This window comes from Streptomyces sp. NPDC091271 (genome assembly GCF_044757505.1).
Taxonomy (GTDB): Bacteria; Actinomycetota; Actinomycetes; order Streptomycetales; family Streptomycetaceae; genus Streptomyces.
In genome coordinates this window covers 1,337,670-1,350,013 of record NZ_JBIVVD010000001.1, presented here as the reverse complement: position 1 = coordinate 1,350,013, position 12,344 = coordinate 1,337,670, and the positions used below count along the sequence as shown (strand labels likewise).

Genomic DNA, 12,344 nt, shown 5'->3' with positions numbered 1-12,344 from the left:
CACCCGTCCGGCCGACACAGCCCCTCACCGGCCACCTTCAGACGGCAAGCCGACACCCTGCTGTCACGCCCGGAGGATTTATGACCCCGCCACCCGCCTCACCTGATCCGTACGGCGCACTGCACCACGCGTCGTACGACGGTGAAGGTGACCAGCCGCTGGTCCGTCCGTACGCCATGACCGGCGGCCGGACCCGGCCTCGCTATCAGCTCGCGATAGAGGCACTGGTCAGCACCACAGCGGACCCCGCCCACCTCGGGACCCTGCTCCCCGAGCACCAGCGGATCTGCCACCTGTGCCGCGAGGTGAAGTCGGTGGCCGAGGTCTCGGCCCTGCTGTCCATGCCCCTCGGCGTGGCGCGGATCCTCGTCGCGGACCTGGCGGAAGCCGGCATGGTGGCCATCCACCAGCCGGGCAACGGAGAGGCCGGCGGCGCGCCGGATGTGACACTGCTCGAAAGGGTGCTCAGTGGACTTCGCAAGCTCTAGCGGCGGTACGGCCCGCGCTACCACTTCGGCGAAGATCGTGGTGGCAGGGGGCTTCGGCGTGGGTAAGACCACGTTCGTCGGTGCCGTTTCGGAGATCAATCCGCTGCGCACCGAAGCCGTGATGACGTCCGCGTCCGCGGGCATCGACGACCTGACCCACACCGGGGACAAGACCACCACCACGGTGGCCATGGACTTCGGACGCATCACCCTGGACCAGGACCTGATCCTCTACCTGTTCGGCACCCCCGGACAGGACCGCTTCTGGTTCATGTGGGACGACCTGGTCCGCGGCGCCATCGGCGCCGTCGTCCTCGTCGACACCCGCCGCCTCGCCGACTGCTTCCCAGCCGTCGACTACTTCGAGAACAGCGGCCTCCCCTTCGTCATCGCCCTCAACGGCTTCGACGGACACCAGCCCTACACACCCGACGAAGTACGCGAAGCCCTCCAGATCGGCCCCGACGCCCCGATCATCACGACGGACGCCCGGCACCGTGCGGATGCCAAGAGCGGCCTGATCACCCTGGTCGAGCACGCGTTGATGGCCCGGCTGAAGTAGCCGTAAGTCGGTAGCGATCTACGGAACTTGCTGTAGTCACACGGGGGCGGCCTGTGTCCTTTGACACGATCCGCCCCCGTGTTCATAACATTTCGACAGAGAATTGGAGCCCCATCAACACCCGACGCGCACGACCGGTACCACTGCGCTCATACGAGCCTCGCCTTTTGACGGGGCTCGCTCTTTATGCCCGTTTTATCGACGCCGGGTCACAGTCGGAATCACTCATTCCGACTGTTTGGAACGCGACCGGTCGGCGTGCTGCAATGCCTCGAACTACCCAGTAGTACGGCTCCTGAACGATAATCCGGCACAACGTAGGTGCCGACGCCGAGAGGTTGTTGGTCGAGTGAGGCGAAGCAACGAGGGCTCCGCGGCCCAGCCGGAGCGGGGCAACTTCACGCCGCCGCCGCGCGCCGCGCTGTCCCCGCCCGCGGACACGTCGTCCGAGGCGGAACCGGCAGGCGGCAGCACCAGCCGGCTGTCACCGCGGAACTGGCGGGTGCCCACCCGGCTGAACGCGATTCTCCTGATCCCGGCACTCGTCGGCCTTGTCATGGGCGGCTTCCAGGTGAAGGGGTCCGTGGACACCTGGAACGAGGCCCAGGACGCCGAGAAGACGGCCCTGGTCGTCCGCGCCGCGGCGGCGTACGGGCAGGCGCTGCTGAACGAGCGCGACCTCACCGCCGAACCGCTGCTGTCCAACAAGCGCACCGCCGCCGAGGTGGAGCAGGTGCGCGCCACCACGGACGCGGCCGCGTCGAAGTTCGACTCCGCCGTGCAGAACATGCCGGACAAGGAGGGCCTCCACCGCCGGCTGAAGCTGTTCAAGGTGGAGGAGCCGCTCCTTCCCGAGCTGCGCAAGGCCGCCTACGCCGAGGCGATGGACCCGGTGAAGACGGAAGAGGGCTACACCAAGGTCCAGCACTCGTTGATGGAGTTCTCCAACGAGCTCGGCCTGGGTACCGGCAACATCACCAGCTACGGCCGGACCGTGTACGCGATCGAGCTGTCCAAGGCCGCCGCGTCGCTCCAGCGCTCGATCGGTATGCACCTGCTGGTGCGCCCGAGCCAGGAGGAACGTAACTTCAACGGCCAGGTCACGGCGTTCAGCTCGTACAACTACCTGGAGCAGATCGCCCTCGGCGAGTTCGTCTCCGGTGGTACGGAGGCCGACGCCGCCCGGCTCAAGCAGGTCATGGCCGGCAAGGCCGCCGAGGGAGCCAAGCAGCTGAAGGCCGCCGAGGCGCAGGCCAAGGCCGCCGGCAAGCCCTTCGTGGCGCCTCCGAGCATCGACGGTTCGGTCTTCGACGGCATGGCCCAGCAGATCGGGCAGGGCAAGCAGCCCGACGCCCTGAAGGCCAAGGGCATCACCCCCGAGACCTGGATGGCCGCGGCCACGGCGAAGTTCGACGGCTACACCACGGTCGAGAACGAGCTCGTCGACAAGGCCGTGACCGAGGCGGCGGAGATCTCGACCGACGCCAGGAACGACGCCATCGTCAACGCGGCGATCGTGATCATCTCGCTGCTGGCCGCCTTCATCATCGCCGGTCTCATGGCCCGCCAGATGAGCCGCTCGATGCGCCAGCTGCGTACCGCCGCCTTCGGCATCGCCGAGCAGCGGCTGCCGATGCTGGTCGACCAGCTGTCGCGGACCGAGCCGGGCCGAGTGGACACCCGGGTGCAGCCGATCCCGATCAACAGCCAGGACGAGATCGGCGAGGTCGCCCGCGCCTTCGACCAGGTGCACCGCGAGGCGGTCCGGCTCGCCGCCGAGCAGGCCATGCTCCGGGGCAACGTCAACGCGATCTTCACCAACCTGTCGCGCCGCAACCAGTCGCTCATCGAGGGCCAGCTGACCCTCATCACCGACCTGGAGAACAACGAGGCCGACCCGGACCAGCTGGAGAGCCTCTTCAAGCTGGACCACCTGGCCACCCGTATGCGCCGCAACGGTGAGAACCTCCTCGTCCTCGCGGGCGAGGAGCCCGGCCGCCGCTGGAACCAGCCGGTGCCGCTCGTCGACGTGCTGCGGGCCGCCTCCTCCGAGGTGGAGTCCTACGAGCGCATCGAGCTCACCGGTGTCCCGGAGAGCGAGATCCACGGCCAGGCCGTGACCGACCTCGTGCACCTGCTGGCCGAGCTGCTGGAGAACGCCACCACGTTCTCCTCGCCGCAGACCAAGGTCCGGGTCACCGCGACCCGGCTCCCCGACGGCCGCGTCATGGTCGAGATCCACGACAAGGGAATCGGTCTCACGGCCGAGGACTTCGCGGACATCAACCACAAGCTGGCCAACCCGCCGACCGTGGACGCCGCGGTGTCCCAGCGGATGGGTCTCTTCGTGGTCGGCCGGCTGGCCGACCGGCACGGCATCCGCGTCCAGCTGCGGCCCTCGGGCGAGCAGGCGGGGACCACGTCGCTGGTCATGCTGCCGGACGCCATCACCCACGGTGGCGGTGGCGAGGGGCTCCCGCAGGACGACTTCACGGTCTCCTCCATCATGTCCGAGCAGCAGCAGACGTTCGACCCGATGCCGCAGCAGGTTCCGATGCGTACGGCGGCGGAGCTCGGCTTCGACGACTCGCGCTACGACACCTCGGTGGCCGACTCCCCGCAGCTCGACCCGGTGAACCGTTCGCTCATGCGTGAGGAGCGGCGGGCGGCGCTGGAGGCGCAGACAGGCGGCGAGCGCCCGTCCTTCCAGGACGACGGTGCCGGGCAGCGGCAGGAGTACACCCCGGAGCAGTACACGCAGGAGCAGTACGCCCCCGAGCAGCAGCAGGGTTACGCGCAGCCCGGTTACGAGGGCGGCTACGACCCGTACGCCGCCGGGAACGGCTACCAGGACCCGCAGCAGAACACCTACACGGAAGCCGCGTACGCCGCTCCGGACGGCCGGCAGGAGCAGTACGCCGACCAGTTCGCCCCGCAGGAGGGGCTCCCCCACCAGGGCGACTGGGCGGACCAGGGTTCCTACCAGGGGGCGTTCGAGCCCCTGGCGGAAGCGGCCCCGAGCGCTCCCGCGGAGACACCGGACCGCGTAGGCTTCGACCGCCCGGGGCCCACCCCGAACCCCGGTCAGGACCTGACCGAGGCGGGCCTCCCGCGCCGGGGTGCCGGCCAGCAGCACTGGCAGCCCACCGGCCGCGGAAACGATCAGCCTGCCGCACCCGAGCAGCGGCAGCGGCCGCAGCAGGAACAGCCGCAGGCGCAGCATGCCGACGGGGAAAGGCCCGACGACTGGCGTTCGTCGAACGACGAGCGCTGGGAGCGGGCCGAGAAGCTCCGGGATCCGAAGGCGGGCGGGATCACTCCTTCCGGACTCCCCCGGCGCGTGCCCAAGGCCAATCTGGTCGAGGGCACGGCGGAGCAGACCCAGCAGGGCGGCCCACAGGTCTCCCGCGCCCCTGAGGACGTGCGCGGCAGGTTGAGCAACCTGCGGCGTGGTGTCCTGCGGGGACGGACCGCGGGGTCGGACGCAAGTAATACCTACAACCAGGAGCGTTAGTGTGAGCCCGATGAGCCAGGCGGCGCAGAATCTGAACTGGTTGATCACCAACTTCGTGGACAACACCCCTGGGGTGTCGCACACGGTGGTGGTCTCCGCCGACGGACTCCTGCTGGCGATGTCCGAAGGTTTCCCACGGGACCGCGCCGACCAGCTGGCGGCTGTCGCCTCCGGTCTGACGTCGCTCACCGCGGGTGCTTCACGGATCTTCGAAGGCGGTGCCGTGAATCAGACCGTTGTGGAGATGGAGCGAGGATTCCTCTTCATCATGTCCATCTCTGACGGATCCTCACTCGCTGTCCTCGCCCACCCGGACGCCGATATCGGTCTGGTTGGGTACGAAATGGCACTTCTCGTGGACCGTGCAGGAAGTGTTCTTACCCCGGATCTCCGCGCCGAACTCCAGGGAAGTCTTCTTAACTAATAGACGGACAGTGCGTTTCTCGTCACCGCGCCATAAGGTGCGGTGGCGCGGCACCACTGGGATGGCGAACGGCAGTCGGAGGAGGAAACGTGGCAGCACCCACAGGCGGACACCCGTACGAGGGCGGTCAGCGGGTTCCGGGTGAGCAGGGTGACAATCGTTTCGACAACCCCTCCATGCCCGGCAGACAGGGTTCGCAAGACCCTTATCAGCCGTATCAGCCCTACCAGCAGCCCCAGCAGGGCAACTGGCAGCAGCAGCCTCAGCAGCCGGGCTCCGGGTGGCCGCAGCAGCAGCCGCACTACCCGCAGCACGAGCAGCCGCAGCACTACCAGCAGCCGCAGCACGAGCAGCAGCCTCCGCAGCGGTACGAGGCTCCGCCGTCGCGCATCCAGCCGGTCCAGCGGCAGGCCCCCCAGCCGTCGAAGCCCGCGGCGCACAACCCGCTGGTCCGTCCGTACGCCATGACCGGCGGCCGGACCCGGCCTCGGTACCAGCTCGCCATCGAGGCGCTGGTCAGCACCACGGCCGATCCTTCCCGGCTGCAAGGGCAGCTGCCCGAGCACCAGCGGATCTGCCGGCTCTGCATCGAGATCAAGTCGGTGGCCGAGGTCTCGGCCCTTCTCTCGATCCCCCTCGGCGTTGCCCGGATCCTCGTCGCCGACCTGGCCGAGGCCGGACTCGTCGCTATCCATCAGCCCGGCGGCGACGAGGCCGCCGGCGGCCAACCAGATGTGACACTGCTCGAAAGGGTGCTCAGTGGACTTCGCAAGCTCTAGCGGCGGAGCGGCCCGCTCCACTACCTCGGCGAAGATCGTGGTGGCAGGGGGCTTCGGCGTGGGTAAGACCACGTTTGTCGGTGCCGTTTCGGAGATCAATCCGCTGCGCACCGAAGCCGTGATGACGTCCGCGTCCGCGGGCATCGACGACCTGACCCACACCGGGGACAAGACCACCACCACGGTGGCCATGGACTTCGGACGCATCACCCTGGACCAGGACCTGATCCTCTACCTGTTCGGCACCCCCGGACAGGACCGCTTCTGGTTCATGTGGGACGACCTGGTCCGCGGCGCCATCGGCGCCGTCGTCCTCGTCGACACCCGCCGCCTCGCCGACTGCTTCCCAGCCGTCGACTACTTCGAGAACAGCGGCCTCCCCTTCGTCATCGCCCTCAACGGCTTCGACGGACACCAGCCCTACACACCCGACGAAGTACGCGAAGCCCTCCAGATCGGCCCGGACACCCCGATCCTCACCACGGACGCCCGGCACCGCGCCGACGCCAAGAGCGCGCTGATCACCCTGGTCGAGCACGCCCTCATGGCCCGCCTGCGCTGACCCCGCCGCCGCACACGGCGAAGGCCCCGCACTCCTCGCAAGGAGTACGGGGCCTTCGGTGTGAAGGGGGCCCGGTGGGCCATGGAGCGGCCTCAGCGGCCGTTCTCAGCCCTGCCAGCTGTGCGGGGCGCGGAAGCCGGGGGTGCGCTCCAGACGGCGCCATCCGGCGGTGCTGCGGCCACGGTGGGACGGTGCGTCCGGCTGTGCGGCCGCACGGGCGAGCAGGACCGCGGTGATGGCGGCGAGCTCCTCGGGGCCGGCCTGGCCCTTCTCGACGCGAAGGACCGAATCGGCGGGGGTGACGCTCATGGATGTCTCCGTCTTCTGGGCAGTGGTCGCGGGAGGTGGGCGGGGTCGCCGCTGTGGCCGGCGACTACTGCGGGGGGTTGCCGTGCTTGCGCGACGGCAGGTCTGCGTGCTTGTTGCGGAGCATCGCGAGTGAGGCGATCAGTACCTCGCGCGTCTCGGCGGGGTCGATGACGTCGTCGACCAGGCCGCGCTCGGCCGCGTAGTAGGGGTGCATCAGCTCGGCCTTGTACTCCTTGACCATGCGGGCCCGCATGGCTTCGGGGTCCTCGGCGTCGGCGATCTGCCGGCGGAAGATGACGTTGGCGGCGCCCTCGGCGCCCATCACCGCGATCTCGTTGGTCGGCCACGCGTAGGTGAGGTCGGCGCCGATGGACTGGCTGTCCATGACGATGTACGCGCCTCCGTAGGCCTTGCGCAGGATCAGCGAGATCCTCGGCACGGTGGCGTTGCAGTACGCGTAGAGCAGCTTCGCGCCGTGCCGAATGATTCCACCGTGCTCCTGATCGACGCCGGGCAGGAAGCCGGGTACGTCCAGCAGAGTGACGATGGGGATGTTGAACGCATCACACATCTGAACGAATCGCGCGGCCTTCTCGGACGCCTCGATGTCCAGGACACCGGCCAGCGCCTGCGGCTGGTTGGCCACGATGCCGACGACCTGGCCGTCCAGCCGGGCCAGAGCACAGATGATGTTGCGGGCCCAGCGCTCGTGGACCTCCAGGAAGTCGCCGTCGTCGACGAGCTCCTCGATGACCTTGTGCATGTCGTACGGGCGGTTGCCGTCGGCCGGGACCAGGTCCAGGAGGACGTCGCCCCGCCGGTCGGCCGGGTCGTCGCTCGGGACGACGGGCGGGTTCTCCCTGTTGTTGGACGGGAGCATGCCGATCAGGTAGCGGACCTCGGCGATGCAGGTCTCCTCGTCGTCGTACGCGAAGTGCGCGACGCCCGAGGTCTCGGCGTGCACATCGGCGCCGCCGAGGCCGTTCTGGGTGATCTCCTCGCCGGTGACCGCCTTGACGACGTCCGGTCCGGTGATGAACATCTGCGAGGTCTCACGGACCATGAAGACGAAGTCGGTCAGCGCCGGGCTGTAGGCCGCGCCGCCCGCGCACGGGCCGAGCATCACGCTGATCTGCGGGATGACACCGGAGGCCCGGGTGTTGCGCTGGAAGATCCCGCCGTATCCGGCGAGCGCGGAGACGCCCTCCTGGATACGGGCCCCGGCGCCGTCGTTCAGCGACACCAGCGGGGCGCCGGCCGAGATGGCCATGTCCATGATCTTGTGGATCTTCGTGGCATGGGCCTCGCCCAGCGCCCCGCCGAAGATCCGGAAGTCGTGCGCGTAGACGAAGACCGTCCGGCCGTCGACCGTGCCCCAGCCGGTGATGACACCGTCGGTGTACGGCTTCTTGGACTCCAGGCCGAAGCCGGTCGCCCGGTGCCGGCGCAGCTGCTCGACCTCCTTGAACGATCCCTCGTCCAGCAGCAGCTCGATGCGCTCGCGCGCCGTCAGCTTGCCCTTGGCGTGCTGCGCCTCGGTCGCCCGGTCGCTCGGTCCACGCCGGGCCTGCTCACGCAGTGCCAGCAGTTCGGCCACCCGGCCACGCGTGTCACCGGGCTCGCCCGCGATTTCGTCCACAACGGTCATACGTCGACCCTACGAACCCGGCCGTGCAAATCCTGCCGTCCACACCGAACAGTCTCCTGCCCGGTTTCCTGGTGGCACCTGACAGAAGTGGTGCACCATGCATCCCATCTGCCAGCTCACAGGGCTTCTGCGTTGTAGGGCTTCGACAAAGCGGAGAATGTGGTCCCGGCCACACACCGCTTCGCGCGCCACGCCGCGGATCCACCGGGGCGGACGACCGGACCCACCGGAATGGCAGGGGGGCCGACGCCGGATTCCGGTCACGGAGGCAGGCTCCGGTGCCACAGTTTCGCATCCCCCGAGGGGCGAGCGGGGCAACACCCGCCCGCCTCACGGGCGCGCCCCCGGTCCCGGTCCGGCGGCGACCGCGTTCAGCACCTGTTCACTCCACGCGCACGGCGAGGGACCAGGCGTGGTCAAAAGCCGTTCCACGGCGTCGAGTTGTGAAGAACAGCAACTTCCTGAGAGCGCTCTCAGTCCTAACTCTTGACGCTCACCGGAGCCGTCGCGAGAGTGGTGCGCACCGCAGACGGCCCCACCGCTCCACCTCCCCGCACCACCCATGACCCCTGTCTGCGTCCCCCCACACCTCGGGAGTTCCTCCGTGATTTCGCGCAGAATGTTCCTGACGGGCGCCGCCGCCTCCGCGACCGCGCTCACCTACCCCCTCTGGGGCAGTGCCCTGAGCCCGCGTACGTCGGCCGCCCCCGCGACGTGTGAACTGGCTCTGGAGAACCGTTCGTTGCCCGGCACGGTGCACGCCTATGTCACCGGTCACGAGCAGGGCACGGACCGCTGGGTGCTCCTCCGCCCCGACGGCAGCGTCTACCGCCCCGACTCCCCCGGTGCCCCGCAGACCCCTCTGCCGGTCGACTGCGCCATCCCGCTGAAGGCCGCGGGCGCCGGCCCGGTCGTCCTGACCCTGCCCCAGATGTACGGGGCGCGCGTCTACTTCGTGCGCGACGACAAGCTGGACTTCTACCTCAACCCGGGCCCGTCCCTGGTCGAGCCGGCCTTCGCGACCCCCACCGACCCGAATTACGGCAGGACCTGGTCGTTCTGCGAGTTCACCTTCAATCCGCAGCAGCTGTACGCGAACATCAGCTACGTCGACCTGGTGACGGCGCTGCCGATCGGGCTGACCCTCGAGGGCGACACCACGCACACGGTGGCCCCGCTCCCGGACGGCGCGGTCCAGCGCATCGCCGACGACCTCACGGCCCAGGCGGCCTCCGACGGGCAGCCCTGGGACAAGCTGGTCACCCGCGGCTCGGACGGGCAGGTCCTGCGGGTCATCTCGCCGCAGAACCTGATGGCGCCGTTCTTCGACCGCCCGGCCGAGATGCCGTTCCGCGATCTGTTCACCGCGCAGATCGACGAGGTCTGGGAGAAGTACCGCTCCACCGACCTGCGGATCGACCTGCAGGGCGGCCGGGCCACGCTCGCCGGCCGGGTCAGCGGCGACACCCTGACGTTCGAGGGCGGCCACACGTTCGTCAAGCCGACCTCGAAGGACATCTTCACCTGCAACCACGGTCCCTTCACCAACAACCCCGGTGACTCCGACGACAAGAAGGCGCTGCTGGCCAGGATCGCGGCGGGCTTCAACCGCTCGATCATGCTCAGCCACCCCAGCCAGCCGAACGGCACGTCGGTGGCGGACTACTACAAGGGTGCGGTGACCAACCACTGGTCGCGCGTCGTCCACGCGAACTCCCCGATCGGCTACGCCTTCCCCTACGACGACGTACGCCCGGACGGCGAGCCGGACGTGTCGGGGGCGGCGCACGACGGCAACCCCCGCCGCTTCACGGTGAGCGTGGGTTCCTGACCCACCCGCCACGACCCGCCCCGTCGTCCGCCGTCGCGGCCGGCGGGGCCCGGCGTCGTCGCCCGTCGGCGCCGCGGGCTTCCTCGGAGCCGGCTCAGCCTCGCCGAGCCCCTGGCCGCCGCTCTGATCGGCGTACTCCTGCTCCACGAGCGCCTCTCGCCGGTGGCATGGGCCGGCGGCGCGCTGATCCTCGCCGGAATGATCACCATGTGCCTGCCGCCACGGCTTCTCCCCGGCTCCGCGCGCCTGTCCGAGGCCTCTCGTCCGATGCACGCCGGGGCCGGCACCGGAACGCGTAACTCCGCCGACATCCCGGCCTATTGACTTCGCAACAACCGGAATGGAGAGTGCCGGGCACTGTACTTGTACATGCCATCGGACTCGGAGGCGCCCGTGTGTGACCTGCACGACCCCAGCGACCACGACCATGCGGTACACACGGGCGACGGGCTGAGCCGCCGCCGGATCATGCAGATGCTCGGGGCCGCCGGAATAGCCACCACGGCGATGGGCGCGACCGCCGATCCGGCGATGGCGGCGGCCTCGGACGAGGCCGCCGGCGGAGCGGTGGACGCCGCCTCGTACGCCCCGCCCGAGGGGCTGGCCCAGGACTCGGCGGCCAAGCGGACGGCGCTCGGCTGGATCGAGCGGAACGCGTCGCGGATCAACGGGCTGAACGACGAGATCTGGGAGCACGCGGAGCTGAGCCTGCGGGAGTGGAACTCCTCCCTCGCCGAGGCCGACTTCCTGCGCAGGGCGGGCTTCGACGTCGAGTTCGGCACGGCCGGCTTCCCGACCGCCTTCACCGCCACGTACACCCGGGGCAAGGGCGGCCCGGTCATCGGTTTCAGCGGTGAGTACGACGCCCTTCCCGGCCTGTCCCAGAACAAGGGGGTGGGCGAGCACGACCCGAAGGAGTACGTCCACGACCCGTTCGCCCCGGGCTACGGGGCCGGGCACGGCTGCGGCCACTGTGCACTCGGGACCGCTGCGGCGGCCGCCGCAGCAGCCGTCGCGGAGGCGTCCCGGCGCCACAAGCTCGATGTGACCGTGAAGTTCTTCGGCTCCACCGCCGAGGAGCAGCTGATCGGCAAGACGTACGCCGTCAGCCAGGGCGTCTACGACGGGCTCGACGCCTTCCTGGACTGGCACCCCTCCACCGGCAACGCCACCGGCTGGGGCACGTCGAACGCGATGACGGCCGTCACCTTCACCTTCCTCGGGGTCGCCGGCCACGGCGGCACCCCGCTCGGCAACAAGAGCGCGCTGGACGCGGCCGTGATGATGGCGACCATGTCGGAGTTCCTCCGCGAGGAGAGCATGGCCCCCTCGGCGCGGCTGCACTGGGTGATCAACAACGGCGGCGACATCCCGAATGTGACGCCGGAGATCGCGGAGATCTCCTACTACGTCCGTGAGGGCAGCGTCGAGCGGGTCACCTCACTGCTGGACAAGGTCATCGCCGTCTCGGAGGCGGCCGCGACCGCCAGCCGCACGTCGGTGCGGCACCGGATCACCTCGGCGTGCTGGAACCAGCTCCCTTCCAAGGCGTTCGCCGAGCTGATGTACGACAACATGCGGCAGATCGGCCCCCCGGTCTTCTCCGAGGACGCCCAGCGTCTGGCCAAAAAGCTCCAGGCCTCACTGGGGCTGCCCGAGAGCGGCCTGCACGACAAGATCGGTGAGCTGGCGCCGCCCAATCCGGTCTTCATGGGCGGCGGTTCCACCGATGTGGCCGATATCAGCTGGCAGGTGCCGACCGTTTCCATGGGCGCGGCCGTGGCCCCCATCGGGTCGAAGATGCACACCTGGTCGACCGCCTCCTGTGCGGGATCGGCGCCCGCCCACGCGGCGGTCAAGGCCGCCGCGGCCTATCTGGCGGCCACGGCTGTCGACCTCCTGGTGAAGCCGGAGCTGCTGCGGGGCGTCAAGGAGGAGTTCGAGAAGCGGACCGAGGGCCTGACCTGGAAGACCGCGCTGCCGGAGGGCTACGAGCCGCCGATGTACGAGCCACCCGCCTGGTTCCTGAAGAAGACCGGCCAGAGCTGGCCGCCGGAGAACATCACGTGGCCGCCGCGCCGGATCGTCAGCAAGGAGAAGTTCGCCTCACTCGGGCCGGCACTGGAGCCGCAGGTCTGAGAGGCGCGGGCCCCGGGGCCCCCGGGGGGGCCCCCCCCCCGCCCCCGGGGGGCCCCCCCCCCCGCGGGGGGGGGGGGGGGGGCGGGGG

The 12,344-nt window shown here is 69.5% G+C and carries 10 protein-coding genes; 8 read left to right on the top strand and 2 right to left on the bottom strand.

Annotation, left to right across the window (positions count from 1 at the left end):
• Positions 1 to 80: 80 nt before the first annotated feature.
• From ACIQM3_RS06410 to ACIQM3_RS06385, 6 genes are all read left to right on the top strand, one after another.
• Complete coding sequence (locus ACIQM3_RS06410; protein WP_003966010.1) at positions 81 to 488, top strand: DUF742 domain-containing protein; 408 nt, start codon at positions 81 to 83, stop codon at positions 486 to 488.
• Entirely contained in the window at positions 469 to 1,050 is a 582-nt protein-coding gene (locus ACIQM3_RS06405) for an ATP/GTP-binding protein (RefSeq protein ID WP_015611636.1), read from the top strand. Before ACIQM3_RS06410 ends, ACIQM3_RS06405 begins: the two co-directional genes overlap by 20 nt.
• 349 nt (positions 1,051 to 1,399) lie before the next feature.
• A complete protein-coding gene (locus ACIQM3_RS06400) occupies positions 1,400 to 4,564 on the top strand; it encodes a nitrate- and nitrite sensing domain-containing protein (protein ID WP_401619503.1) in 3,165 nt (1,054 codons plus the stop codon).
• A 10-nt stretch (positions 4,565 to 4,574) separates the two neighbouring features.
• Positions 4,575 to 4,988: a roadblock/LC7 domain-containing protein gene (locus tag ACIQM3_RS06395; RefSeq protein ID WP_006127847.1), complete on the top strand. Its 414-nt coding sequence runs from the start codon at positions 4,575 to 4,577 to the stop codon at positions 4,986 to 4,988.
• 89 nt (positions 4,989 to 5,077) lie between these two features.
• Complete coding sequence (locus tag ACIQM3_RS06390; protein WP_401619500.1) at positions 5,078 to 5,767, top strand: DUF742 domain-containing protein; 690 nt, start codon at positions 5,078 to 5,080, stop codon at positions 5,765 to 5,767.
• Positions 5,748 to 6,329, top strand: coding sequence for an ATP/GTP-binding protein (locus tag ACIQM3_RS06385; protein WP_014048542.1), 582 nt, complete (start codon positions 5,748 to 5,750; stop codon positions 6,327 to 6,329). Before ACIQM3_RS06390 ends, ACIQM3_RS06385 begins: the two co-directional genes overlap by 20 nt.
• Positions 6,330 to 6,434: 105 nt before the next feature.
• Here the strand turns inward: ACIQM3_RS06385 and ACIQM3_RS06380 are convergent, their stop codons facing one another.
• Together ACIQM3_RS06380 and ACIQM3_RS06375 are read right to left on the bottom strand one after the other, a co-directional pair.
• On the bottom strand, positions 6,435 to 6,638 hold the full coding sequence (locus tag ACIQM3_RS06380) for an acyl-CoA carboxylase subunit epsilon (protein WP_401619497.1): 204 nt from the start codon (positions 6,636 to 6,638) through the stop codon (positions 6,435 to 6,437).
• Positions 6,639 to 6,702: 64 nt separating this feature from the next.
• Positions 6,703 to 8,286: an acyl-CoA carboxylase subunit beta gene (locus ACIQM3_RS06375; protein WP_401619494.1), complete on the bottom strand. Its 1,584-nt coding sequence runs from the start codon at positions 8,284 to 8,286 to the stop codon at positions 6,703 to 6,705.
• 619 nt (positions 8,287 to 8,905) lie between these two features.
• Here ACIQM3_RS06375 and ACIQM3_RS06370 point away from each other — a divergent pair.
• Together ACIQM3_RS06370 and ACIQM3_RS06365 are read left to right on the top strand one after the other, a co-directional pair.
• A complete protein-coding gene (locus tag ACIQM3_RS06370) occupies positions 8,906 to 10,117 on the top strand; it encodes a glycoside hydrolase family 64 protein (protein WP_401620029.1) in 1,212 nt (403 codons plus the stop codon).
• 369 nt (positions 10,118 to 10,486) lie between these two features.
• Positions 10,487 to 12,256 (top strand): amidohydrolase, encoded by a 1,770-nt coding sequence (locus ACIQM3_RS06365; RefSeq protein WP_401619492.1) that lies wholly within the window; start codon positions 10,487 to 10,489, stop codon positions 12,254 to 12,256.
• Positions 12,257 to 12,344: the final 88 nt, after the last annotated feature.